The sequence below is a fragment of the Nonomuraea sp. JJY05 genome (genome assembly GCF_043496855.1).
Taxonomy (GTDB): domain Bacteria; phylum Actinomycetota; class Actinomycetes; order Streptosporangiales; family Streptosporangiaceae; genus Nonomuraea.
Genome location: NZ_JBIEIS010000001.1, coordinates 91,679 through 115,004 on the forward strand (window position 1 = coordinate 91,679; position 23,326 = coordinate 115,004).

Here is a 23,326-nt window from a genome sequence, read left to right on the forward strand (position 1 = left end):
CCGTGAGCAAGGCACGCGTGCCCTGGAAGGCAGTGATCGGCGGCTCCGTCGGCAATCTGGTCGAGTGGTACGACTGGTTCGTCTACACCAGCTTCGCCGTCTATTTCGCCGCGTCCTTCTTCCCCGAGGGCGACAACACGGCGAAGTTGCTCAACACGGCGGCCATCTTCGCCGTCGGCTTCTTCATGCGCCCGCTCGGCGGCTGGCTGCTCGGCCGCTACGCCGACAGGAAGGGCCGCAAGGCGGCGCTCACACTCACCGTCACCCTGATGTCGGCCAGCGCCCTGCTGATCGCCATCGCGCCGACGTACGAGACGGTCGGCTACTTCGGCGCCGTGGTGCTGGTGGTGGCGCGCCTCCTGCAGGGGCTGTCGGTCGGCGGCGAGTACGCGGCCAGCGCCACGTACCTCACCGAGGCCACTCCGCGCGGCCGCCGCGGCTTCGCCTCCAGCTTCCAGTACGTCTCCATGACCGCCGGCCAGCTCGTCGGCCTCGGCCTGCAGATCATCCTGCAGAACACGATGTCCACGGAGGCCCTCAACTCCTACGGCTGGCGCATCCCGTTCGTGATCGGCGCGCTGGGCGCCGCGGTCGTGTTCTACCTGCGCCGCAACCTCCTGGAGACGGAGGCGTACGACGAGGAGGAGCGCGACGTCGAGCACCAGAGCCGCGGCACGATCAAGCAGCTGCTCGCCCACAAGAAGGAAGCGCTGCTGGTCATCGCCCTGACCATGGGCGGCACGGTCGCGTACTACACCTACACCACCTACCTCACCAAGTACCTCGCCATCACCGCCGGCCTGCCCAAGGAGACGGCCACGCTGGTGAGCTTCTGCGCGCTGTTCATCTTCATGTGCCTGCAGCCGCTGGCCGGCGGGCTGTCGGACCGGATCGGGCGGCGGCCGCTGCTGATCACGTTCGGGATCGGGTCGATGCTGGGCACGGTGCCGCTGATGACGGCGCTCGGCGGGGTCACGGGGTTCGGCGGCGGGCTCGTGCTCTCGCTGATCGGCCTGGTCATCGTCACCGGCTACACCTCGATCAACGCGGTGGTGAAGGCCGAGCTGTTCCCGACGAACGTGCGCGCGCTCGGCGTCGCCCTCCCCTACGCCATCGCGAACGCCCTGTTCGGCGGCACCGCCGAGTACGTGGCGCTGTGGTTCAAGAACAACAAGATCGAGTCCGGCTACTTCTGGTACGTCTCCGCGTGCGCCGCCGTGTCGCTCGTGGTCTACCTCACCATGCGCGAGACCAGGGACGTCGCCCTCTCCCGCGCCGAGCAGGCCTCGGAGGACGTGGTCGCGGCCCGCGTCTAACCTGGGCACATGCGCGTTCTCCTGGTCGAGGACGACGATCGGCTCGCGTCCGCGCTCACCACGGCCCTCGCCCGGCACGGCCATCAGGTCACCCGTGCCGGGCTGGCCGTCGACGCCCTCCGCCTGGCGGGGGGCGTCGATTTCGTCCTGCTCGACCTGGGCCTGCCCGACATGGACGGCCTCGACGTGCTGCGCCGCCTGCGCCGGGTCTCGGCGGTGCCCCTCATCGTGGTCACGGCCCGCACGGAGGAGCGCGAGGTGCTGCGCGGGCTGCGGTCCGGGGCCGACGACTACCTGGTCAAGCCGTTCCGCACGGTGGAGCTGATGGCCCGCATGGAGGCCGTGGTGCGGCGCGGCACCAGGCCGATGCCGGCCCGCGACGACGTGGTGAGCGTCGGCGACGTCCGCATCGATCTGGAGTCCAGGCAGGTCACGGTGGCCGGCGAGCCGGTGACGCTGACGAGGCGGGAGTTCGACGTGCTGGCGATGCTGGCGCGCGAGCCGGGCGTGGTGCGCGGCCGGGAGGAGATCCTCGACGAGGTCTGGGGCGACCCGCTGCTGTCGGCGTCGCGCTCGCTCGACGTGCACGTGGCCAACCTGCGCTCCAAGACCGGCCGCCCGGGGCTGGTGGAGACGCTGCGCGGCACCGGCTACCGGCTGGGCTCGACGGCGTGAACTCCCGGCTGGTGGTCACGTTCACCACGCTGATCGTCTTCCTGATCGCGGCGCTGGCCGTGCCGCTGGGTCTCGCCTACGCCTCCCACCGTACGAACCGCCTGCTCCTCGACCGCCGCGCCGACGCCACCCGCTTCGCGGAGCTGGCCGACCAGGCGGCCAGGGAGGACGACCGCTCCGGGCTGATCGCCGAGATCGACCGCTACGCCGAGCTCTACGGGGCGGCGGTACGCGTACGCGACCGCGACGGCTCCGTCCTGACCACCGCGGGCCGCTTCGACGCCGACGACCGGGAGGCCACCCGCCTGGCGCTGTCCGGCCGCACGACGGAGGAGCTGCCCACGATCAGCCCGTTCGGACCGGCCACGGTGCTGCTGGCCGAGCCGGCGGGCCGGGACGCGCAGCTGTCCGGCGTGGTGCTGCTGGAGGCCCCCACCGACCGGGCCAGGCAGGACGTGTCGCTGGTGTGGGGCGCGCTGCTGGTCGGCGCGCTGGTGGCCTTGGGCTACTCGGCGCTGGCGGCCAGGCGGCTGGCCCGCTGGATCCTGCGGCCCGTCACCGAGCTCGACCGCACCACGCGGGCCATCGCGCAGGGCAGGCTCGACGCGCGGGCGCATCCCGGCGCCGGCCCCTCCGAGCTGCGGCGGCTGGAGGAGCGCTTCAACGCCATGGCCGACGCGGTCTCCAGCGCGATGGAGCGGCAGCGGGCGTTCGTGGCGGACGCCTCCCACGAGCTGCGCACCCCGCTGACGGTGCTCGGGCTGCGGCTGGAGAACCTGGAGCCGCATCTGCGGGGAGAGGGCACGGCCGAGTTCGAGGAGGCGATGGCGGAGCTGGACCGGCTGGCGCTGCTGGTGGAGGACCTGCTGGCGCTGGCGAAGGTGGAGGCGGGCGCGGGCGTCGAGGGCAAGGAGATCCCGCTGGCGCCCCGGCTGGGGACGTGGCGGGAGGTGTACGCGGCCAAAGGCATCCACCTCGAAACCGAAATTTCGGAAATGTCGGTCGTGCCCGAGGCGGCGGCCAGGGTCGCGGACATCGCGCTCGACAACGCCCAGAAGTTCGTGCCCGAGGGCGGCACCGTCACGGTCACCCTGGAGGACGGCGTGCTGCGGATCGCGGACGACGGGCCCGGGCTCGGCGAGGAGGAGCGCGCGGAGGCGCTGGGGCGGTTCTGGCGGTCCGGGGCCCACGCGAACGTGCCGGGCAGCGGCCTGGGCCTGGCCATCGCCGCCGAGCTGGCCAGGGCGTGCGGGGCCACGCTGGCGCTGCTGCCCGCCGTACCGCACGGTCTGGTCGTGGAGCTGCGCCTGAAGGCTCAGCCGTAGGCGGAGCGGTAATAGCGGGCGGCGCCCGGGTGGAGCGGGACGACGCCGGTGCCGATGGCGTAGCGCATGTCGAGCCGCCCGCCCGGCGCCGACGGGGCCTGGAGGCGGTCGCGGGCGCCGAAGAGGGTCTCGGTGATCGAGTACGCCAGATCGTCCGGGAGCGTGGTCCGGCACATCAGGTAGCTGGGCGTGCCGATGGTCGGCACCGGCCGGCCGCTGCCGTACACGCCGGCGGGCACCAGCCCGTGCTCGTAGAGCGGGCCGAACCGGCGGCGCAGGACCGTCACCAGCGGCTCCAGCGGCACGAGCTCGATGTCCCCCAGCGCGGCCAGGACCGGCGTGGGCACCCCTCCCGACCAGAAGAACGCCTCGATCCCGCCGTCCCGCAACGCCTTGACCGACTCGTCCAGGCCCAGCCTGCTGACCTGGGCGGGTTTGGCGAGCTCGGCCACGGCCAGCACGCGGGTGGCGGTCACCGCGGTGCCCGAGCCCTCCAGCCCGATGGAGACCGCCCGCCCCGCCAGGTCCTTGACCGCCGCGATGCCGGAGCCCCGCCGCACCACCAGGTGGACGTAGTTCATGTACACCCTGGCCAGCGCGGAGACCGGCTGGTGCCGCACCCTGACGGCGTCGTCGGCGCTGTCGGCCAGGGCGAACGCCACGTCGGCCCGCCCGTCGGTCATCATCGTCAGGTTCTGCACACTGGCCGCGGTCTTCATCACCCGCACCGTGAGCCCGTCCCGCCGCAACTCCCGCGCGAGCCCGTCGCCCAGTTGCTCGTAGATCCCGCCGGTCACGCCGGTCGCCAAACGCAACTCGGTCCGCTCGCCGTCGTCGGCCGAGCACCCGGCCGCCAGCGCGGCGAGCCCGAGGAAAGCGCGGCGAGATATCGGCATGAAATCACGTTATCCGGTCCACCAGAATGGACATGTGAGCGAACGGGACGCACGCCTATTCATCGCCTCAGAGCTGACGATGTTCCTGCCGGTGAGCCGGCGCCAGGAGTGGCAGCGGGTGACGCTGGACGACACCTCGACGCTGGGCCACCACGTCGAGTCGCTCGGCATCCCGCTGACCGAGGTGGGGCCGATGGTCGCCGACGGCCGCGGGGTGCCGCCGTCGTACCAGCTCGCGGCCGGCGACGTGGTGGAGGTCCACCCGGTGCCCCGCCCCCAGCCGCTGCCGGAGGAGCCGCGGTTCCTGCTGGACGTGCACCTGGGCACGCTGGCGCGGCGGCTGCGGCTGCTCGGCATCGACACGGCCTACCACAACGACATGGACGACCCCTCGCTGGTGGTGCAGGCCAACGAGGAGCACCGGGTGCTGCTCACACAGGACCGCGGCCTGCTGCGCCGCCGCGCGCTGTGGCTGGGCGCGTACGTACGCGGCTCCCGCCCCGCCGACCAGCTCCGCGACCTGCTCGAACGCTTCACCCCGCCGCTGCGCCCCTGGACGCGGTGCACGGCGTGCAACGGCGAGCTGCGGCCGGTCGCCAAGCAGGAGATCGCCCCGTTGCTGGAGGCGGGCACGGAGCGTAACTACGACGCGTACGGGCGGTGCGGCGAGTGCGGCCAGGTCTACTGGCGCGGCGCGCACAGCGACCACCTGGAGGAGATCGTCAGGTCGGCCCGCGCCTGGACCGCCTAGGGGCAGAGGGCGAAGGGCCCGATGCCGGGCCGAGCGGGAAGGCGTAGGGGCTTCGGGGGCGCGGCGGCTACACCGGGCCGCCGGGAGTGAGAACAGCCATCAGTTGTGCCATTCTGATCGACGTCTCCTCCTCCAAGGAAGGTCGCGTGGAATTTCGCATCATGGGGCCGCTCGAAGTGCTCGACGGCGACGGGCAGGACCGCACTCCCACCGTGCCGAAGCACCGCGACCTGTTGGCGATGTTCCTGCTGAACGCCGGGCGCCCGCTCAAGGTCGAGCGGCTGCGCAGGCTGCTGTGGCCGCGCGAGGACGGCGACCGCTCCGACTCGCTGGTACGCGGCTACGTCGGCCAGCTCCGCCAGCTCGTCGGGAAAGACGTGATCGCCACCGTGGCGGGCTCGTACGTGCTGGCCCTGGGTGACGGGCAGCTCGACGTCGACCGGTTCCGGCTGCTGGTGGGCAAGGGGGCCTACGAGGAGGCCCTGGGCCTGTGGCGGGGCGAGGTCCTGGAGGACGTCGACCCCGAGGGCGAGCGGTGGGTCGAGACGCGCCGGCTGCGCGAGGAGCTGGAGGAGCTGCGGTTACTGGCGCTGGAGCGCAGGGTGCAGGCCGACCTGGACGCCGGCAAGCACCGCGAATTGCTCGCCGAGCTGCGCCGGCTGACCAGGCAGCATCCGACCTGGCAGCGCTTCCGCGGCCAGTACATGCTGGCCCTCTACCGCAGCGGCCGCCGCGTGGACGCCCTGGCCGCGTACGCGGTGCTGCGTGACCAGCTCGACGGCGGGCACGCGATCGAGCCCGACTCCGAGCTGCAGCTGCTCTACCACCGCATGCTGTACGACGACGTGTCGCTGCACGTCTCGGCGGGCCCGCCGGTGCTGCTGCCGCCCGACGTGACCGGCTTCACCGGCCGGGGCGAGCTGCTCGACGAGGTGGTGGGCGGCCACGTCGTGGTGCACGGGCAGGCGGGCGCGGGCAAGTCGGCGCTGGCGGTGCACGCGGCCTGGCGGGAGCGGGAGAGCTTCCCCGACGGCATCCTCTACGCCGACCTGCGCGAGACTACGGCCCCGTCGGCCGTCCTGGAGGACTTCCTGCGCTGGCTGGGCTGTCCTGCCCAGGCGATCCCGGCCTCGCCCGAGCAGCGGGAAAGGCTCTTCCGCACCTACACGGCCAACCGCAGGCTGCTGGTGCTGCTCGACAACGCCTCGGGCGAGGCGCAGGTGCGGCCGCTGCTGACCTCGTGCCCGACGATCGTGACCAGCCGGTCCTCGCTCGGCGGCCTGACGGGGGCGCGGCGGCTGTCGGTGGGCGTGCTCGGCCCCGCCGAGGCGATCGAGCTGCTGGTGAGCAGCTCGGGCCGGCCGGCGGACGACGCCATGCGCCGGCTGGCCCGCTTCTGCGGCGGCCTGCCGATCGCGCTGCGCATCGCCGGCTCCCGGCTGGCCGCCCGGCCGGAGTGGACCGCCGATTACCTGGTGGGCCTGCTGGAGGACGAGCACGAGCGGCTCGACCGGCTGCACGCGGGCGACCAGGCGGTGCGCAGTGTGTTCGCGATCGGCTTCGACGGGCTGCCCGAGTCCGCCCGGCTGACGCTGCGGGGGCTCGGCGCGCTGTCGGCCCCCGACTTCGCCGACTGGGTGACCGAGCAGCTCGGCGGGCAGGCCGAGGCGCTGGTGGACGCGGGCCTGCTGGAGACGCACGGCGTGGACGTGGCAGGCCAGGTCCGCTACCGGCTGCACGACCTGACCAGGCTCTTCGCCCGCGAGCAGCCCGTGCCGGGCGTGCTGGAGCGGCTGTCGGAAGTGGTGCTGGACAGGGTGCGGGCCTCGCGGTTCTCACTGGTGTCGGGCGATCCGGCCACGGCCGTGGCCACCAGGGACATCAGGGAGTCGGTCGAGTGGCTGGCGGCCGAGCGGGCGTTCCTGGCGAGCCTGGTCGCCGACCTGCACGCGGCGGGGCTCGACGACGGGTGCTGGCGCCTGGCGCACCTGCTGGCTCCCTACCTGGAGCGCCACCGGTTCCTGGACGACTGGCGGGCGGTGGCCACGCGGGCGCTGGAGTCGGCGCGGCGCTCGGGCGACGACCGGGGCGAGGCGCTGATCCTGCTGGACCAGGGCGACCTGCACCTGGCCGAGCGCGAGTGGGAGCTCGCGCACGAGCGGCTGCGGCTGGCGCTCGGCATGTTCCTGCGGCAGGGCCGGGCCCGCGAGGTGAACCACACCCGGCGCCGGCTCGGCCGCGTGCACCTGGGGCAGGCGCGCCTGGAGGACGCCGAGCGGGCCCTGCGCACCTGCCTGGAGGGCGCCGGCAACCAGCGGGACGCCGCCGACGCCGAGCACGTGCTCGGCGTCGTGCTGCGCCGCGCGGGGCGGCTCGACGAGGCCGCCGAGCACCTGCGGACCGCCGTCAGGCACCTGGAGGAGCTGGGCGACCGGCACCGGCAGGCCGACACGCTGCTCGACCTGTCCGCGGCGCACCTGGCGCGGGCCGCCAAGGCCGACGCCAGGGCCGCCGCCGAGCAGGCGAGGGGCATCGCCGTACGCCTCGGCGACCGGCTGCTGGACGCGCACGCCCTGCTGGCCCTGGCCAGGGTCAACCGGGCCGAGGGCGCGGCGGGGCGGGCGCGCGAGCTGGCCGGGGCGGCGCTGGAGGTGTTCGAGGAGACCGGCGACCGCCAGGGAGCCGCCAACGCCCGCGCCCTGCTGGCCCAGGGTTAGACCGCGAGCAGGCGGCGGACGTCCTCCCGGTGCAGCTCCTCGGCGGCCCCGGTGCGCACGACGTGCCCGCCGTCGAGGATGACGAACGTGTCGGCCAGCCGCAGCGCGATGTCCAGGTACTGCTCCACGAGCAGCACGGCCAGCCCAGAGGCGTGCAGCCGCTCGATGGCCGCCTCGATCTCCAGGATGATCGAGGGCTGGATGCCCTCGGTCGGCTCGTCGAGTATGAGCATCCTGGGCCTGGTGACCAGGGCGCGGGCCATGGCGAGCTGCTGCTGCTGGCCGCCCGACAGGTGGCCGGCGCTCCGTTTGAGCAGCGGCTTGAGCGCGGGGAACACGTCCAGGGCCTCGTCGATGGACTCCCTGGTCACCCTGGCGGCCTCCATGGTGACCAGCAGGTTGCCCAGGACCGAGAGCTGGGGGAAGCACTGGTGGCCCTGGGGGACGTACCCCATGCCGAGCCTGACCCGCTCGTGCGGTTTCAGCCTGGTGACGTCGCGGCCGTCGAACGTGACCGTGCCGGCCGTCGCCGGGAGCACGCCCATGACGGTGTTGAGCAGCGTGGTCTTGCCGACGCCGTTGCGCCCCATGACGCACACGAGCTGTCCCGGCCCGACCTCCAGCGAGACCCCGAACAGTACGCGAGCCCTTCCGTACCCCGACTCAAGGCCGGTCACCGACAGCATCGCTGGCCCTCCTCCCCAGGTAGACCTCCTGGACGCGGGGGTCGGCGCTGACCTCGTCGACCGACCCCTCCACGAGCACCCTGCCTTCGTGCAGCACGGTCACCGCCGACGCGTGCCGCCGCAGGAACTCCATGTCGTGCTCCACCACGATCACCGTGTGGTCGTCGGCGATCTGGGTGAGCAGCTCCCCCGTGCGCTCCCGTTCGTCGCTGGACATGCCCGCCACCGGCTCGTCCAGGAGCAGCAGCCGGGGTCGCTGCGCCAGCAGCATGCCGATCTCCAGCCACTGGCGCTGGCCGTGCGAGAGAACACCGGCCGAACGTTCGGCGAGATCTTCGAGTCCCGTCCTGGCCAGCGCCTCCTCGACGGCCTCCGACACGCCCTTGCGCCGCCTGGCCAGCGACCAGAGCGGCTTGCGGAAGCTGGCCGCGAGGTCGAGGTTCTCGACCACGGTCAGCTCCTCGAACACGACCGACGTCTGGAACGTGCGGCCGACGCCCAGGCGGACGATCTGGTGCTCCTTCCTGCCGACCAGGTCGTACCCGCCGAACCGCACGCTGCCCGCCGCCGGCCTGGTCAGCCCGGTGATCACGTCGATCAGCGTGGTCTTGCCCGCGCCGTTGGGCCCGATCAGGAAGCGCAGCTCGCCCTCGGGCACGGTCAGGTCCACGCCGTCGAGCGCCCGGAAACCGTCGAACACGACCTGGACGTCACGCAGTTCGAGCACGCCGCCACCTCCCCAGCAGGCCCACGATCCCCTTCGGGGCGAGCGTCATGACCAGGATGAACAGCGCGCCCTGCAGGTAGAGCCAGCCGTCGGCGAACTGCTCGCTGAACGCCGTCTTGGCGTAGCCCATGACGACCGCGCCGAGCACCGCTCCGGCCAGCGCGTGCCGCCCGCCGACCGCGACCGCGACGACCAGCTCCAGCGAGGGCACGACGCCGAGCAGCGCGGGCGAGATGATGCCGACCACCGGCACGAACAGCGCGCCCGCCAGCCCCGCCATGCCCGCCGAGGCGGCGAAGGTGACGGTCTTGACCAGGGCCGGGTCGTAGCCGAGGAAGCGCACCCGGTCCTCGCCGTCCCTGACCGCGACGAGGAGCCGGCCGTAGCGGCTGTTCACGAGCTGCCGGGTGGCGAGGTAGAGGACCCCGAGGACGACCGCCACCACGATGTAGAGCGTCCGCTGCGTGGAGTCCTCGGCCAGGTCCTGGCCGAACAGCTCGAAGAAGTTCGTCATGCCGTTGGTGCCGCCGGTCAGGCCCTGCTGGCCGACGAGCAGGATGACCAGGGCGGCGGCCAGCGCCTGGGTGAGGATCGCGAAGTACGCGCCCCGTACCCGCTGCCTGAACACCAGCGCGCCCAGGAGCAGCGCGATCGCCACGGGTCCGAGCACGGCCATGGCGAGGGCGAATATCGGGTTGGCGAACGGCGCCCACAGCGCGGGCAGCCGCTCCACCCCGCTCCACACCATGAAGTCGGGCATCCCGCCGCCGGCCTCGGTGAGCTTGAGGTACATCGCCATGGCGTAGCCGCCGAGCCCGAAGAAGACGCCCTGGCCGAGGCTGAGCATGCCGCCCTGCCCCCAGGCCAGCCCGATCCCGAGCGCGACGATCGCGTAGCACAGGTATTTCGCCAGCAGTCCCAGCCGGAACGGCTCCAGCAGCAGCGGGGCCGCCACCAGGGCGATCACGGCCACGGTGGCGAACGGCAGATTTCTCTTGATCATGTGAGCACCCTCGACCGCAGCACGAACATGCCCTGCGGGCGCACCTGCAGGAACGCGATGATCACGGCGAACACGATGACCTTCGCCAGGGAGGCGTCCGACCAGAACTCCGCGTAGGAGTTCAGCAGCCCCAGCCCGATCGCGGCCAGCACGGCGCCGCGCAGCTGCCCGAGCCCGCCCGCCACGACGACGAGGAACGCGTCCACGATGTAGTACGTGCCGAGCGCCGGCCCGACGGGCCCGATCAGCGTCAGCGCCACCCCGGCCACGCCCGCCAGCCCGGACCCGATGAAGAACGTCAGCATGTCCACCCGGCCGGTGTCGATGCCGCTGGTCGCGGCGAGCTGCCGGTTCTGCACGACGGCCTGGGTCCGGCGGCCGAGCGCGGTGCGGTTGAGGTACAGCCAGACCGCCACCACGCCGGCGATCGCGAGCCCCATGATGAACAGCCGGTTGTAGGGCAGGATGCCCACCCCGCCCGCGAGCCAGGAGGGGGCGGGCACCTGCACGTTCGGCGCGCCGAACAGGTCGCGGGCGAGCTGCTGCAGCACCAGGCTGACGCCCCAGGTGAGCAGCAGCGTGTCCAGCGGGCGGCCGTAGAAGTGCCGGATGGCGGCCCGCTCCAGGATCAGCCCCATGAGCCCCGCCACCAGGAACGCCGCGGGCAGCGCGAACACGAGGTCCTGCAGCAGGAACGCGGTGTACGCGCCCGCCATGATGAACTCGCCGTGCGCCATGTTGATCACGCCCATCTGCCCGAACGTGAACGTCAGCCCGAGCGCGATGAGCAGCAGCACCGCCCCGATGGACAGGCCGATGGGGAGCTGGTTGAGGAAGGCCGGCATCACTGTCCCGCCGCCAGGCCGGAGGCCCAGGAGTAGCCCTTGAGGTACGGGTCCGGCTTGATCGGCTTGCCGGAGTCCCACACCTGCTTGATCAGCCCGTCGGGCTGGATGATGCCGATGCGGGCGGTCTTGTACATGTGCTGGTTCTCGCCGTCGATGGTGACCAGGCCCTCGGGGCGTTCGAGCGCGATGCCGGGCGCGGCCTTCTTGACCGCCTCGACCTCGGTGCCGCCCGCCTTCTTGACGGCCTCGGCCCACAGGTAGACCGCGTTGTAGCCGGCTTCCATGGGGTCGGAGGTGACCTTGTTCTGGCCGTACTTGGCCTTGTACGCCTTGACGAACGCGTCGTTGGCCGGGGTCTCGGTGGTCTGGTAGTAGTTCCAGGCGACCGGCTGGCCCACGATGTTGTCCACGCCGATGCCGGTGACCTCCTCCTCCGCGATGCTCACCGACAGCACCGGCATGCTGTCGGCCGACGAGCCGGCGCTCTTGAGCTGCTTGAAGAAGGCCACGTTGCTGTCGCCGTTCAACGTGTTGAAGACGGCGTCCGGCTTGGCCTGCATGACCTTGTTGACCAGCGTGGAGTATTCGGTGTGGCCGAGCGGCGTGTACTCCTCGCCGAGGATCTCCATCCCGTTCGCCGCCGCGTACGCCTTGATGATCTTGTTGGCGGTCCGCGGGAAGACGTAGTCGCTGCCCACCAGGAACAGCTTCTTCTTGCCCTGCTCCTTCAGGTAGTCGAGGCCGGGGATGATCTGCTGGTTGGTGGTCGCGCCCGTGTAGAAGATGTACGGCGAGCTCTCCAGCCCCTCGTACTGCACCGGATACCAGAGCAGGGCCTTGTACCGCTCGAAGACCGGCAGCATGGCCTTCCTGCTGGCCGAGGTCCAGCCGCCGAAGACGGTGGCGACCTTGTCCTGCCTGATCAGCTTGGTGGCCTTCTCCGCGAACGTGGGCCAGTCGGAGGCGCCGTCCTCCACCACGGGGACGAGCTGCTTGCCGAGCACGCCGCCGGCCTTGTTGATCTCTTCGATGGCCAGCAGTTCGGCGTCGCGGACGGTGACCTCGCTGATCGCCATCGTGCCGCTGAGGGAGTGGAGGAGGCCCACCTTGATCTCCTTGGAGTCGGCGGGCTTGGCGTCGGAACCGCAGGCCGCGAGGGCTAACACCAAGGCGGCGCAGACAATCGGACGGGAGACTCGCACAGCCGTTCCTTCCTGCCGACCGATACTGCGAGAAAGGTGACTCCGCGAGATTTCCCGAGTGGATCGCGATCGTTAAGACGCGTTTGCCGAATGTTCACAAATGCACTTAATCCGAAATATGGGGATTGAGTCGCAGCGCGAAACCAACACGACATGCCCCGGCAACAGCCACGAAACCGCCGGTTCCTATGGTCCGGCCATGCGGCTTACCTCACACGAGCAAGAACGGCTGCTCATCCACGTCGCCGCCGGGGTGGCGCGCGAGCGGCAGGCCAGGGGCCTGCGCCTGAACCACCCCGAGGCTACCGCCATCATCGCGTCGTTCCTCATGGAGGGGGCCAGGGACGGGCGCTCCGTGGCCGACCTGATGGAGGCCGGACGGTCGGTGCTCGGCCGGGCCGACGTCATGGAAGGCGTGCCGGAAATGCTGGAGAGCGTGCAGATCGAGGCGACGTTCCCCGACGGCACGAAGCTGGTCACCGTACACAGGCCCATCCCGTGATCCCCGGCGAGTACGTGCACCCCGAGGGCGCTCACATCCTCAACCCCGGGCGCGAGCGCCGCACGCTGCGGGTGGTGAACACGGCGGACCGGCCGGTGCAGGTGGGCTCGCACTACCACTTCGCGGCCGCCAACCCGGGGCTGGAGTTCGACAGGAAGGCGGCCTGGGGTATGCGGCTGGACGTGCCGGCTGGGACGGCGGTCAGGTTCGAGCCGGGCGTCGAGCGCGACGTGACGCTCGTGCCGCTGGCGGGCAACCGGGTCGTGCCCGGACTGCGGCCGGAGTGGGCGGGGCCGCTCGATGACTGAAATATCGCGCGCCCGGTACGCGGCGCTCTACGGTCCCACGGTCGGCGACCAGATCCGGCTGGCCGACACCGACCTGTTCATCGAGGTCACCGAGGACCTGTCGATCGGGCCCGCCGGGCCGGGCGACGAGGCGGTGTTCGGCGGTGGCAAGGTCATCCGCGAGTCCATGGGGCAGGCGCGGACCACCCGGGCGCAGGGCGCGGCCGACCTGGTCATCACCGGCGCGGTGATCCTCGACCACTGGGGCGTGGTCAAGGCCGACGTCGGCATCCGCGACGGCCGCGTCTATGCCATCGGCAAGGCCGGCAACCCCGACACGATGGACGGCGTCGACCTGGTCATCGGGCCGTCCACCGAGGTGCTCGCGGGCAACGGCAAGATCCTCACCGCCGGCGGCGTCGACTCGCATGTCCACCTGATCTGCCCGCAGGTCCTCGACGAGGCGATCGCGTCCGGCGTCACCACGATCGTCGGAGGCGGCACCGGACCCGTCGAGGGCACCAAGGCCACGACCGTCACCGGGACCTGGTACCTGGGCCGGATGCTGGAGTCGCTGGACGCGTACCCGCTGAACTTCGCGCTGCTCGGCAAGGGCAACACGGTCTCCGCCGACGGCCTGACGGAGCAGCTCGAGGCCGGGGCCTCCGGCTTCAAGCTGCACGAGGACTGGGGCTCGACGCCGGCCGCCATCGACGCCTGCCTGAGCGTGGCGGACGCGTCGGGCGTGCAGGTGACGCTGCACACGGACACGCTGAACGAGGCGGGGTTCGTGGAGTCGACGCTGAAGGCCATCGGGGATCGGATGATCCACGCGTACCACACCGAGGGGGCCGGCGGCGGGCACGCTCCCGACATCATCCGCGTCGCGGCCTACCCCAACATCCTGCCCTCCTCCACCAACCCGACCCGGCCGCACACCGTCAACACGCTGGACGAGCACCTCGACATGCTCATGGTGTGCCACCACCTCAACCCGTCGATCCCGGAGGACCTGGCGTTCGCCGAGTCGCGCATCAGGCCGTCGACGATGGCGGCCGAGGACGTGCTGCACGATCTGGGGGCGATCTCGATGATCGGCTCGGACTCGCAGGCGATGGGGCGGATCGGGGAGACGATCATCCGTACGTGGCAGACGGCTCACGTCATGAAGGGCCGCCGGGGGTCGCTCGGAGGTCCCGCGGACAACCTACGCGCCCGCCGCTACATCGCGAAATATACGATTTGTCCGGCTATCGCCCACGGGCTGGACGGCGAGATCGGCTCCGTCGAACGCGGCAAGCTCGCCGACCTAGTCCTCTGGGACCCGGCGTTCTTCGGCGTCAAGCCCGACCTCGTGCTCAAGGGCGGCGTGGTGGCCTGGGCGCAGATGGGCGACGCCAACGCCTCCATCCCGACGCCCCAGCCGGTGCTGCCCCGTCCCATGTTCGGCGCCTCACCGGTGACCGCCGCCGCCACCTCGCTCCACTTCGTCGCGCCGGCGGCCCTGGAGTCCGGCCTCGCGGACCGGCTGTCCGTACGCCGCCGCCTGGCTCCGGTGGCGGACGTACGGCGGCGCGGCAAGTCCTCGATGCCGCTCAACGACGCCATGCCCCGGATCGAGGTGGCGCCGGACACGTTCGAGGTCCGCATCGACGGCGACCTCGTCGAACCGGCCCCCGCCGCCCGCCTTCCCATGGCCCAGCGCTACTTCCTCTTCTGACGTCATGAACCCCGCCCTGCTCCTCCTCGCCGACTCCCGCCTCCCGGCCGGCGGCCACGCCCACTCGGGCGGCACCGAACAGGCCATCACGTCGGGAGCGGTCTTCGACGTGCCCTCCCTGGCCCGCTTCCTGCGCGGCCGCCTGCACACAACCGGCGCCCTCGCCGCCATCCTCACGGCCGCCGCCCACAACCACGCCACCGCTCCGCCTCAGCCGCCCTCCAGCGCGAGCACCGCCGCCGAGCCGGCACCCGGCACCGCGCCCCCAGGACCCGGGTCGCCGTGGGTGCTGCTCGACGCCGAGGTCGATGCCAGGACCGCTTCCCCCGCCCAGCGGGACGCGTCCAGGACGCAGGGCAGGCTCCTCCTCAGGGTCGCGCGCCGGATGTGGCCGTCCCCGGTGCTGGAGGAGCTGGCGGGAGCCGTACCGAGCCCCCATCACCCGATCGCCCTCGGGGCGGTGGCACACGCGGCGGGCGCCACGGCCGAGGAGGCGGCCATGGCGGCGGCGTACCACGCGGTCAGCGGCCCGGCCACGGCGGCGGTGCGGCTCCTGGGCCTCGACCCGGTGGCCGTGCACGGGCTCCTGGCCGACCTCGCCCCCGACCTCGCGGCCGTCGCCGCCGAAGCCCACCTCGCCGTGACGAACGCCCGCACCACCGCGGTGGCGGACGTCGGCTCGACCGCGGTGGCGGACGTCGACTCAGCCGCGGTGGCGGACGTCGACTCAGCCGGCCGCCCCGATGTCGCGAGCGGTGCCGCGGACCCGCGCCCCTGGTTGGGGGCGCTGCCCGCGTACTCGTCCCCAGCCCTTGACCTCCTGGCCGAGCAGCACGCGCGCGCCGAGATCAGGTTGTTCGTCTCCTAAGGAAGGATCCCCAGACATGGGTGCCAATCACGACGACCACCACCACGCCCCCGACGGTCGCGGCCGGGCGCTGCGGCTCGGGGTGGGCGGCCCGGTAGGGAGCGGCAAGACGGCCCTGGTGGCCGCGCTGTGCAGGACGCTGGGCCCGTCGCTGTCCCTGGGGGTGGTGACGAACGACATCTACACCACCGAGGACGCCGACTTCCTGCGCCGGGCGGGCGTGCTCGACCCCGAGCGCATCCTCGCCGTCGAGACCGGTTGCTGCCCCCACACCGCCATCCGCGACGACATCGCCGCGAACCTCGACGCCGTGGAGACCCTGGAGCACCGCTTCGGCCCGCTGGACCTGGTGATCGTGGAGAGTGGTGGCGACAACCTGACGGCCACGTTCAGCCGGGGGCTGGCGGACAGGCAGATCTTCGTCCTGGACGTGTCGGGCGGCGACAAGGTGCCGCGCAAGGGCGGTCCGGGGGTGACGACGGCCGACCTGCTGGTCGTCAACAAGACGGACCTGGCCCCCATGGTGGGCGCCGACCTGGGCGTGATGGACCGCGACGCGGCGGCCGTACGCGGTGACAGGCCGGTGCTGTTCACCTCGATCAGGCAGGACCCCACCGCCGCCACGGTCGCCTCCTGGGTGTCCGACCAGGTGACGGCCTGGTCCCACACCCACGCGGCCGCCGTCTCCTGATGCCCGCCAGCGCCCGGCCCGGCCACCGTCTCCTGATGCCCGGCAGCGCCCGGCCCGGCCGCCGCGGGATGCGGGCGAGCGCCGCCGTCGCGACGGCCTCGTCCCCGGACGGCCGTACCCTCATCCCCCGGCTGGCCTCGGCGCCGCCGCTGACGCTGCGCCAGACGGGGCCGTACACCGTGCATCTCATCTCCACGGCGGCGGGCCCGCTCGGCGGCGACCGGCTCTGGCTGGATCTGGACGTCGCCCCGCGCACCACCCTGGAGCTGGGCTCGGTCGCCAGCACCCTGGTCCTGCCTGGGGACGGCACGTCCGAGATGCTCGTCACGGCCCGGGTGGGGGCGGGCGCCACACTCCGCTTCACCCCGGAGCCCACGGTGCTCGCCGCCGGGTGCGAGCACCGGCTCCTGGTACGCCTCGAGCTGGCGGCGGACGCCGAGGTGCTGTGGCGCGAGGAGATCGTCTTCGGTCGTCATGGCGAGGTCTCGGGGCGTTGTCATGCCCGCTTCGACGCGACGTGCGACGGCCGCCCGGTGCTCCGGCAGGAGTTCACCGTGGGCGGCGACCCGGCCGTGGACGCCTCCCCGGCCGTCTACGGCTCTGCCCGCTGCATCGGCACCACGTTCCTCACGGCTTCCGCCAAGGAGCCGGTCGTGGCCGAGGGCGTCGCCGTCCTGCCCCTGGCCGGTCCGGGCACGCTCGTGTCCGCCCTGGCCGCGGACGCCGTCCAGCTCCGCTCCCGCCTCGAATGGGGCGAACGCACCGCCCTCACCCCCGAGCCCTGACCAGCCCCTGCCGGCGGACGTACGAAGCCGGTGGGAGGCCACCGCGGTCGTCGGTCGCGGCGGGCGATGGCGGCGGCCGGGGGCGGTCGCGGGGCGTTCAGTACCGGCGGCCGGTGTCGGCGGCCGGTGTCGGTCGAGGGCGGCGCTCGGTGTCAGCGGGTGGTGGTGATGGTGACGACCCCGTTGCGTACGGTGGTGGGAGGCGCGTGTCCGGCTTACAGTGATCGTGTGGCCGATTACCTCCAGCCTGCCCCCGCCAAGCCGGCGACCCGCCGCGGCTACGCCCTGGCCGTGGTCGTGGCCGGAGCGCTGCTGGTGTTCTGTGCCGTCCTGCCGTGGGCCGGGCTCGAGGTGCGCAGCGAGCTGATCGGCGGCGGGCTGGTCAACGACATCCGGGGCATCGACGACACGTTCGGCGTCTACACGCTGATCGCGGGCCTGGCGGCGCTGGGCTGCGGCATCGCCGGGCTGCTCAGCCGGCCCAGGGTCGCCGCCCTGGCCGCCGTCCCGGGGGCGGCGGCGGTGGCGGTGCTGGTGCTCTTCATGACCGACGGCAGCAGCGTCCGAGACCGGGTCTCCTTCGACCTGGGTCAGGTGCTGTCGGTCGCGCCGGTGATCAAGTTCGGCTGGTTCGCGGCGATGGGCTGCGCGGTGGCGGTCGTCGTGCTGTCCGTCCTGGCGCTGGTCCGTCGTCCCTGAGCGGATCAGTCGTAGAAGCCCAGGCGCCGCAGCTGCTTGGGGTCGCGCTGCCAGTCCTTGGCCACGCTGATCCGCAGGTCCAGGTAGACGCGGGTGCCGAGCAGGGCCTCGATCTGCTTGCGGGCCCTGGTGCCCACCTCGCGCAGCCGCTCACCCTTGTGCCCGATGACGATCGCCTTCTGCGAGGGCCGCTCCACGAACAGGTGCGCGTAGATGTCCAGCAGGTCGTCGCGCCCCTCCCGGGCCATCATCTCGTCGACGACCACGGCGATCGAGTGGGGCAGCTCGTCGCGTACGCCCTCCAGCGCCGCCTCCCTGATCAGCTCGCCCACCAGCACCTGCTCGGGCTCGTCGGTGAGCTGGCCGTCCTCGTAGAGCGGCGGCGACTCGGGCATGTGCTCGATCAGCACGTCGGCCAGCACGTCGAGCTGCTCGCCCGACTGAGCCGACACCGGCACGATCGCGGCGAACTCCCCGACCTGCGACACCGCCAGCAACTGCTCCGCGATCTGCTCCTTGGAGGCCAGGTCGCACTTGGTCACGATCGCCACGACCGGCGTCTTCTTCACCGCCGCGAGCTTGTCGGCGATGAACCGGTCACCCTTGCCGATCGGCTCGTTGGCGGGCACGCAGAAGCCGATCACGTCGACCTCGGTCAGCGTGGACAGCACCAGGCTGTCGAGCCGCTCGCCGAGCAGCGTGCGCGGGCGGTGCAGGCCCGGCGTGTCCACGATGACGAGCTGGGCGTCGGGCCGGTGCACGATGCCCCTGATGGTGCGCCTGGTCGTCTGCGGCTTGGACGAGGTGATCGCCACCTTGCTGCCGACCAGGGCGTTCATGAGCGTGGACTTGCCGACGTTCGGCCTCCCCACGAAGCAGGCGAATCCGGCGCGATGGTTGTCTGGCGAAGTCACATTCTGCATTGTGGCCTATCAGCGGGCATGGGCACGCCACCAGGCGAACGCCCGGGGCGCGGCAATCGGGGTCCAGCGCGTCGTCGACAGCTCCGCGAGCTCCTGCTCGCTCACCCACCGGTAGTCGTTGATCTCGACGCCGTCGGGCTCCGGAGCGGCGGAGCCGGGGGCGATCACGCAGGCGAAGGCGGCGATGACGTAGCCGACCTCGTGGCCGTTCGGGTAGACGGTGCGGAACTCGGGGCCGCCGAACACGCCGATCAGGCCGCGTACCTCGATGTCGACGCCGAGCTCCTCGCGCAGCTCCCTGACGATGGCGTCCTCGGGCCGCTCGTCGGGGTCGATGCCGCCGCCCGGCGCCGCCCAGAGGCCCACGTCGCCGTGGCGGGCCACCAGCAGCCTGCCCGCGTCGTCGAACACGAACCCAGCCGCGGACGGCAGCATGAGCAGCTCAGAGCCAACTTTCTCCCGCAATTTCGCCAAAAATGGCGACATCGGCATGGTCAGCCCCGCAGCTTCCCGTCGGGACCGGCCACGAGCAGCGCCTTGACGCCCAGCTCCGCGGCCACGGCCTCGTCGGCGGCGCTCGGCGCGCCCTCGCTCACCAGCGCCACGGCCTCCAGGGAGCGCGCGCCGCTGGAGACCGCCATGGCCACGGCCACCTGCACCGCCGACAGCGTGAGCGCGTCCAGCGCCACGTCGGTCGCCGAGTACGTCCGGCCGGTCTCGTCGCGTACGGCGGCCCCTTCCGCGGACTCGTTACGCGCCCTCGCGGCCCGGGCCAGAGTGATGATCTTGCTGTCTTCAGGATCGAGTGTCACGGGAACAAGGCTAACGACAAATCGGCCAAGCGGATTGCCGCTGCGACGTCGACCAGCCACGACAGTGGAGCGGCAAGCCGATGAGCAGGTTTCCGGTCAGTGGGTCCCCGCCATGGAGATGACCGCGTCGACCACATCGCTGGTGCGGGCGGCGTCCACGTCGTTCATGCCCGTGTGCACGACCGACACCAGCGTGTCGCCCACCCGCGACAGCACGACGTCCATCGCGTACGGATAGCCGTTCAGGCGCCCGATCAGCCGCGCGCCCACGGTCTCGTCGGCCGCGTTCTCGACCGGGAGCTCCTGGGAGCGCAGGTCGGTGCCGGAGGCCGTGCGCACCTCCCGGCACGACTCCAGGGCCTCGGCCAGCGCGTCTAGGTGCTCCTCGGCCTCCCCGTCGGCGTACCGGGCCAGTCCCACCCCGGCCTGCTCCCCCAGCCCGTCACCGCGGTAGCTGACCGCCGCCTCGGCCGTCAGCGCCTGCCGCGGCGCCAGCCCCCCGACGGGTTCGAGCACGGCCTTGCAGTTGCCGTCGGCCTGCGCGAACGGCATCCGCCACGCCTGCTCCGGCCGGGCCGTGAACCCGTCGGGCAACGGCGGCTCCTTGCTGAGCACCTCGCGCAGGCGCGCGGTGGCCTGCGCGTCGAGAGCGCTCCCCGACTCCCCGCTGACGCAACCCCCCAGAACGCCGGCCAGCAGGGCACAGGCGATGATCTCGCGTTTCATGATTCCCCCTGGATCGCAGCCTCCCCCACCGACGAATGCGGCAATCCACCGGAGCTTTCACCAATGCGCAAAAAGGGTGCCCTCACCCGGTTTTCCGGACGAGAACACCCTTTACGCCGACCTGCGTCCCGGCCAACCGGCCGGGACACTGTCGTTCCCCCCAGGGACATCCTCTCGCCGCGAACCCCACCCGGCGTTCGGATGCTTTCCCCTCTGACACCCACCGCACTGGATGTCGTGGTTAGAGAGTGCCCGGCCCGGCTTGCAGAAGACTTGTAGAACGCTTGCGACCTTCGTCCAGCTTCGTCCCCACCCGCCCTGAGGCAGGTCAGTCGTGCTCGGCGCCGGTCAGTTCGGCGTCGCCCTCCGGGGGGTCGGCGCGGCGGACCACCACCGTGCTGATGCGGTTGCGGCGGCCCGCCAGGCTCTCGGCGGTGAGCGCGAGCCCGGCCACCTCGGCCTGCGACCCGGCGATGGGCACCCGGCCCAGAGCGTGGGCCAGCAGCCCGCCCACGGTCTCCACGTCGTCGACCTCGATCTCCGTGCCGAACAGCTCGCCCAGCTCGTCGACCGGCATCCGGGCCGTCACCCGGATGGCGCCGTCGGACATGGGCTCGACGCGGGGCGCCTCCTGGTCGTACTCGTCGGTGATCTCGCCGACGATCTCCTCCAGCACGTCCTCGATCGTGACCAGCCCGGCGGTGCCGCCGTACTCGTCGATGACGATGGCGATGTGGATCTGGCGCGCCTGCATCTCCCGCATGAGCTGGTCGATGGGCTTGCTCTCGGGCACGTACGCGGCCGACCGCATGATCGACTCGACCGTGTCCTTGCCCCCGCCCTCGCCGGACTCGTGGATCTTGCGGGCGATGTCCTTGAGGTAGGCGATGCCGATGACGTCGTCCTCGTTCTCGCCCACGACGGGGATGCGGGAGAACCCGCTGCGCAGCGCCAGCGACAGGGCCTGGCTGATCGTCTTGCCGCGTTCGATGTAGACCATGTCGGTGCGGGGCACCATGACCTCGCGCACCAGCGTGTCGCCCAGCTCGAAGACCGAGTGGATCATCTCGCGCTCGTCCGGCTCGATCACCCGGCGCTCCTCGGCCAGGTCGACCAGCTCGCGCAGCTCGGCCTCCGAGGTGAACGGCCCGTCGCGGAACCCCTTTCCGGGGGTCAGGGCGTTGCCGAGCAGGATGAGCAGCTTGGGCAGCGGGCCGAAGATGCGGGTCAGGCCGTAGACGATGGGGGCGCTGGCCAGCGCGACCGGCTCGGCGTGCTGGCGGCCCAGCGTACGCGGCATGACGCCGACCACGACGTAGCTGACCACGATCATCACGACCGCGGCCCAGACGTACGCCCAGCCCTGGTCGTGCATGAGGTCGATGAACAGCAGGGTCGCGATGACCGTGGCCACCAGTTCGCAGCTCAGCCTGAGCAGCAGGAGCAGGTTGAGGTAGCGGGGCGGGTCGTCGACGATGGCCTGCAGGCGCACCGCGCCCCGCCGGCCCTCACGCACGTATTCCTCGGTGCGCACCCTGGAGATGCGCGTCAGTGCCGTCTCCGCGCTGGCGATCAGGCCACCGATGATCACGAGCGCGATGGCCGACAGCAACCAGGCGTTCACCGCGGGTTGCGCACCTCCTGCCACGACTCCAGGAGCCGGGCCTGCAGGCCGAACATCTCCTTGTGCTCCTCGGGCTCGGCGTGGTCGTAGCCGAGCAGGTGGAGGATGCCGTGGGTGCACAGCAGCTCCAGCTCGTCGGCCGTGCTGTGGCCCGCCTCCTTGGCCTGCCGGGCGGCCACGTGCGGGCAGAGCACGACGTCGCCGAGGAGCGCCGGGTCGGCGGGGCTCTCCGAGTCGCCGCGCGCCCCGCCCCCGGGACGCAGCTCGTCCATCGGGAACGCCAGCACGTCGGTCGGGCCCGGCTCGCCCATCCACTTCTCGTGGAGCTCGGCCATGGCGTCCTCGTCGACCACGACGATGGACAGCTCGGCGAGCGGGTTGATGCCCATCTCGCCGAGCACGTGAGCGGCCAGGGCGACGAGCTTCTCCTCGTCGACCTCCACGCCGGACTCGTTGTTGATCTCGATGCTCATGGTCGCCGCTTCCCCCGGTGCTGGATGCTCTTGGGCTCCTGCGCGGCCTGCGTGGCGTCGTAGCGCCCGTACGCGTCCACGATCTCGCTCACCAGCTTGTGACGGACCACGTCGGCGCTGGACAGGCGCGCGAAGTGGATGTCGGGGATGCCGTCGAGGATCTCCTGGACGACCCGCAGCCCGCTCACCGTGCCGGCGGGCAGGTCGACCTGCGTCACGTCACCGGTCACCACGATCTTGGAGTTGAACCCCAGCCGGGTGAGGAACATCTTCATCTGCTCGGCCGAGGAGTTTTGCGCCTCGTCGAGGATGATGAACGCGTCGTTGAGCGTGCGACCGCGCATGTACGCCAGCGGCGCGACCTCGATCGTGCCCGCGGCCATCAGCTTGGGGATCGAGTCGGGGTCGACCATGTCGTGCAGGGCGTCGTAGAGCGGCCGCAGGTAGGGGTCGATCTTCTCGTAGAGCGTGCCGGGCAGGAAGCCCAGCCGCTCGCCGGCCTCGACGGCGGGGCGGGTCAGGATGATCCGGTTGACCCGCTTCTCCTGCAGCGCCCGCACGGCCTTGGCCATCGCGAGATAGGTCTTGCCGGTGCCCGCCGGGCCGATGCCGAACACGACCGTGTGCTTGTCGATCGCGTCCACATAGCGCTTCTGGTTGACCGTCTTCGGCCTGATGGTGCGCCCGCGCGAGGAGAGGATGTCGAGCGACAGCACCTCGGCGGGACGGTCGGAGGTCATGCGGAGCATGGCGATGCTCCGCTCGACCGCGTCGGGGGTGAGCTCGCCGCCGCTGCGCAGCACCTCGACCAGCTCCTCGAAGAGCCGCACCACGGTGCCGCTCTCGTCGGGGCTGCCGGTGACGGTGATCTCGTTACCCCGTACGTGGATGTCGGCCCTGAAGGCACCCTCGATGACGCGTAGCAGCTCGTCGCGGGAGCCCAGGAGGCTGACCATCGAGTATTCGTCCGGAATCAGCACCTTGGCTTGAGTGCGCGAGGGAGGTGCCGTTCGTCGGGATTCGTGTAGTTCGGACATGGGCAGGCCCGCGGCCTGATGCCTCCAGGTCTC

At 71.7% G+C, this 23,326-nt stretch carries 25 protein-coding genes; 12 read left to right on the forward strand and 13 right to left on the reverse strand.

All coding sequences use genetic code 11. The features are described from left to right. Window positions 1–2: 2 nt before the first annotated feature. Genes ACFKCF_RS00415 through ACFKCF_RS00425 form a run of 3 tightly spaced genes read left to right on the forward strand, consistent with a single transcriptional unit; the run spans window position 3 to window position 3,316 of the window. Complete coding sequence (locus ACFKCF_RS00415; protein ID WP_394489379.1) at window positions 3–1,316, forward strand: MFS transporter; 1,314 nt, start codon at window positions 3–5, stop codon at window positions 1,314–1,316. Between the two features lie 9 nt (window positions 1,317–1,325). Continuing rightward, window positions 1,326–1,991, forward strand: coding sequence for a response regulator transcription factor (locus ACFKCF_RS00420; protein ID WP_192791128.1), 666 nt, complete (start codon window positions 1,326–1,328; stop codon window positions 1,989–1,991). Next, window positions 1,988–3,316 (forward strand): ATP-binding protein, encoded by a 1,329-nt coding sequence (locus ACFKCF_RS00425; RefSeq protein ID WP_394489381.1) that lies wholly within the window; start codon window positions 1,988–1,990, stop codon window positions 3,314–3,316. The genes ACFKCF_RS00420 and ACFKCF_RS00425 overlap by 4 nt, the downstream gene beginning before the upstream one ends. On the opposite strand, the gene ACFKCF_RS00430 is transcribed toward ACFKCF_RS00425, so the two are convergent. Continuing rightward, on the reverse strand, window positions 3,307–4,212 hold the full coding sequence (locus ACFKCF_RS00430) for a TAXI family TRAP transporter solute-binding subunit (RefSeq protein WP_394489383.1): 906 nt from the start codon (window positions 4,210–4,212) through the stop codon (window positions 3,307–3,309). The two genes, ACFKCF_RS00425 and ACFKCF_RS00430, sit on opposite strands and share 10 nt — an antisense overlap. Between ACFKCF_RS00430 and ACFKCF_RS00435 the strand changes: the two genes are divergently transcribed. Both ACFKCF_RS00435 and ACFKCF_RS00440 read left to right on the forward strand, forming a co-directional pair. Next, window positions 4,211–4,963 (forward strand): Mut7-C RNAse domain-containing protein, encoded by a 753-nt coding sequence (locus tag ACFKCF_RS00435; RefSeq protein WP_394489385.1) that lies wholly within the window; start codon window positions 4,211–4,213, stop codon window positions 4,961–4,963. The genes ACFKCF_RS00430 and ACFKCF_RS00435 overlap by 2 nt on opposite strands. A gap of 146 nt (window positions 4,964–5,109) precedes the next feature. Further along, a complete protein-coding gene (locus ACFKCF_RS00440) occupies window positions 5,110–7,680 on the forward strand; it encodes a BTAD domain-containing putative transcriptional regulator (RefSeq protein WP_394489387.1) in 2,571 nt (856 codons plus the stop codon). Here the strand turns inward: ACFKCF_RS00440 and urtE are convergent. The 5 genes from urtE to urtA are packed head-to-tail and all read right to left on the reverse strand — an operon-like array spanning window position 7,677 to window position 12,146. Then, entirely contained in the window at window positions 7,677–8,366 is a 690-nt protein-coding gene (gene urtE, locus ACFKCF_RS00445; RefSeq protein ID WP_394489389.1) for an urea ABC transporter ATP-binding subunit UrtE, read from the reverse strand. The two genes, ACFKCF_RS00440 and urtE, sit on opposite strands and share 4 nt — an antisense overlap. Continuing rightward, entirely contained in the window at window positions 8,344–9,093 is a 750-nt protein-coding gene (urtD, locus tag ACFKCF_RS00450; RefSeq protein WP_394489391.1) for an urea ABC transporter ATP-binding protein UrtD, read from the reverse strand. Before urtD ends, urtE begins: the two co-directional genes overlap by 23 nt. After that, on the reverse strand, window positions 9,077–10,096 hold the full coding sequence (gene urtC / locus ACFKCF_RS00455) for an urea ABC transporter permease subunit UrtC (protein WP_394489393.1): 1,020 nt from the start codon (window positions 10,094–10,096) through the stop codon (window positions 9,077–9,079). Before urtC ends, urtD begins: the two co-directional genes overlap by 17 nt. Then, window positions 10,093–10,941 (reverse strand): urea ABC transporter permease subunit UrtB, encoded by an 849-nt coding sequence (gene urtB / locus ACFKCF_RS00460; protein ID WP_394489396.1) that lies wholly within the window; start codon window positions 10,939–10,941, stop codon window positions 10,093–10,095. Before urtB ends, urtC begins: the two co-directional genes overlap by 4 nt. Then, entirely contained in the window at window positions 10,941–12,146 is a 1,206-nt protein-coding gene (urtA, locus tag ACFKCF_RS00465; RefSeq protein WP_394489398.1) for an urea ABC transporter substrate-binding protein, read from the reverse strand. Before urtA ends, urtB begins: the two co-directional genes overlap by 1 nt. Window positions 12,147–12,345: 199 nt before the next feature. Between urtA and ACFKCF_RS00470 the strand changes: the two genes are divergently transcribed. The 7 genes from ACFKCF_RS00470 to ACFKCF_RS00500 all read left to right on the forward strand — a co-directional run bounded on the left by ACFKCF_RS00470 (window position 12,346) and on the right by ACFKCF_RS00500 (window position 17,698). Continuing rightward, a complete protein-coding gene (locus ACFKCF_RS00470; protein ID WP_080041930.1) occupies window positions 12,346–12,648 on the forward strand; it encodes an urease subunit gamma in 303 nt (100 codons plus the stop codon). Then, window positions 12,645–12,956 carry an urease subunit beta gene (locus ACFKCF_RS00475; protein WP_394489400.1) on the forward strand — a complete coding sequence of 104 codons (312 nt, stop codon included), beginning with the start codon at window positions 12,645–12,647 and terminating at the stop codon, window positions 12,954–12,956. The genes ACFKCF_RS00470 and ACFKCF_RS00475 overlap by 4 nt, the downstream gene beginning before the upstream one ends. Next, window positions 12,949–14,655, forward strand: coding sequence for an urease subunit alpha (locus tag ACFKCF_RS00480; RefSeq protein ID WP_394489402.1), 1,707 nt, complete (start codon window positions 12,949–12,951; stop codon window positions 14,653–14,655). The genes ACFKCF_RS00475 and ACFKCF_RS00480 overlap by 8 nt, the downstream gene beginning before the upstream one ends. Before the next feature lie 4 nt (window positions 14,656–14,659). Next, entirely contained in the window at window positions 14,660–15,523 is an 864-nt protein-coding gene (locus ACFKCF_RS00485; RefSeq protein WP_394489404.1) for an urease accessory protein UreF, read from the forward strand. 16 nt (window positions 15,524–15,539) lie between these two features. Then, window positions 15,540–16,214, forward strand: a complete 675-nt coding sequence (ureG, locus tag ACFKCF_RS00490) for an urease accessory protein UreG (protein ID WP_394489406.1) — start codon at window positions 15,540–15,542, stop codon at window positions 16,212–16,214. 35 nt (window positions 16,215–16,249) lie between these two features. After that, window positions 16,250–16,999, forward strand: a complete 750-nt coding sequence (locus ACFKCF_RS00495) for an urease accessory protein UreD (protein ID WP_394489407.1) — start codon at window positions 16,250–16,252, stop codon at window positions 16,997–16,999. Between the two features lie 228 nt (window positions 17,000–17,227). After that, window positions 17,228–17,698 carry a hypothetical protein gene (locus tag ACFKCF_RS00500; RefSeq protein ID WP_394489409.1) on the forward strand — a complete coding sequence of 157 codons (471 nt, stop codon included), beginning with the start codon at window positions 17,228–17,230 and terminating at the stop codon, window positions 17,696–17,698. Window positions 17,699–17,703: 5 nt separating this feature from the next. On the opposite strand, the gene era is transcribed toward ACFKCF_RS00500, so the two are convergent. From era to ACFKCF_RS00535, 7 genes are all read right to left on the reverse strand, one after another. Further along, entirely contained in the window at window positions 17,704–18,612 is a 909-nt protein-coding gene (gene era / locus ACFKCF_RS00505) for a GTPase Era (RefSeq protein WP_394489411.1), read from the reverse strand. An 18-nt stretch (window positions 18,613–18,630) separates the two neighbouring features. Next, a complete protein-coding gene (locus ACFKCF_RS00510; RefSeq protein WP_394489414.1) occupies window positions 18,631–19,086 on the reverse strand; it encodes an NUDIX domain-containing protein in 456 nt (151 codons plus the stop codon). Between the two features lie 29 nt (window positions 19,087–19,115). Next, complete coding sequence (locus ACFKCF_RS00515; protein WP_192791110.1) at window positions 19,116–19,433, reverse strand: cytidine deaminase; 318 nt, start codon at window positions 19,431–19,433, stop codon at window positions 19,116–19,118. A gap of 96 nt (window positions 19,434–19,529) precedes the next feature. Then, window positions 19,530–20,159 (reverse strand): hypothetical protein, encoded by a 630-nt coding sequence (locus ACFKCF_RS00520; RefSeq protein ID WP_394489416.1) that lies wholly within the window; start codon window positions 20,157–20,159, stop codon window positions 19,530–19,532. Window positions 20,160–20,487: 328 nt separating this feature from the next. Beyond that, window positions 20,488–21,783, reverse strand: coding sequence for a hemolysin family protein (locus ACFKCF_RS00525; protein WP_394489418.1), 1,296 nt, complete (start codon window positions 21,781–21,783; stop codon window positions 20,488–20,490). Further along, window positions 21,780–22,256 (reverse strand): rRNA maturation RNase YbeY, encoded by a 477-nt coding sequence (gene ybeY, locus ACFKCF_RS00530; RefSeq protein WP_394489420.1) that lies wholly within the window; start codon window positions 22,254–22,256, stop codon window positions 21,780–21,782. The genes ACFKCF_RS00525 and ybeY overlap by 4 nt, the downstream gene beginning before the upstream one ends. Continuing rightward, the gene (locus ACFKCF_RS00535; RefSeq protein ID WP_192791106.1) at window positions 22,253–23,293 is read right to left on the reverse strand and encodes a PhoH family protein; all 1,041 of its coding nucleotides are present in this window, start codon (window positions 23,291–23,293) and stop codon (window positions 22,253–22,255) included. Before ACFKCF_RS00535 ends, ybeY begins: the two co-directional genes overlap by 4 nt. Between the last annotated feature and the right edge of the window lie 33 nt (window positions 23,294–23,326).

Coding starts and splice junctions, on each gene's coding strand:
- ACFKCF_RS00420 (WP_192791128.1), top strand. CDS start 1,326: ATGCGCGTTCTCCTGGTCGAGGACGACGATCGGCTCGCGTCCGCGCTC.
- ACFKCF_RS00435 (WP_394489385.1), top strand. CDS start 4,211: ATGAAATCACGTTATCCGGTCCACCAGAATGGACATGTGAGCGAACGG.
- ACFKCF_RS00430 (WP_394489383.1), bottom strand. CDS start 4,212: ATGCCGATATCTCGCCGCGCTTTCCTCGGGCTCGCCGCGCTGGCGGCC.
- urtE (WP_394489389.1), bottom strand. CDS start 8,366: ATGCTGTCGGTGACCGGCCTTGAGTCGGGGTACGGAAGGGCTCGCGTA.
- urtC (WP_394489393.1), bottom strand. CDS start 10,096: ATGATCAAGAGAAATCTGCCGTTCGCCACCGTGGCCGTGATCGCCCTG.
- urtB (WP_394489396.1), bottom strand. CDS start 10,941: ATGCCGGCCTTCCTCAACCAGCTCCCCATCGGCCTGTCCATCGGGGCG.
- ACFKCF_RS00470 (WP_080041930.1), top strand. CDS start 12,346: ATGCGGCTTACCTCACACGAGCAAGAACGGCTGCTCATCCACGTCGCC.
- ACFKCF_RS00480 (WP_394489402.1), top strand. CDS start 12,949: ATGACTGAAATATCGCGCGCCCGGTACGCGGCGCTCTACGGTCCCACG.
- ACFKCF_RS00485 (WP_394489404.1), top strand. CDS start 14,660: ATGAACCCCGCCCTGCTCCTCCTCGCCGACTCCCGCCTCCCGGCCGGC.
- ureG (WP_394489406.1), top strand. CDS start 15,540: ATGGGTGCCAATCACGACGACCACCACCACGCCCCCGACGGTCGCGGC.
- ACFKCF_RS00495 (WP_394489407.1), top strand. CDS start 16,250: ATGCCCGGCAGCGCCCGGCCCGGCCGCCGCGGGATGCGGGCGAGCGCC.
- ACFKCF_RS00520 (WP_394489416.1), bottom strand. CDS start 20,159: ATGAAACGCGAGATCATCGCCTGTGCCCTGCTGGCCGGCGTTCTGGGG.
- ybeY (WP_394489420.1), bottom strand. CDS start 22,256: ATGAGCATCGAGATCAACAACGAGTCCGGCGTGGAGGTCGACGAGGAG.
- ACFKCF_RS00535 (WP_192791106.1), bottom strand. CDS start 23,293: ATGTCCGAACTACACGAATCCCGACGAACGGCACCTCCCTCGCGCACT.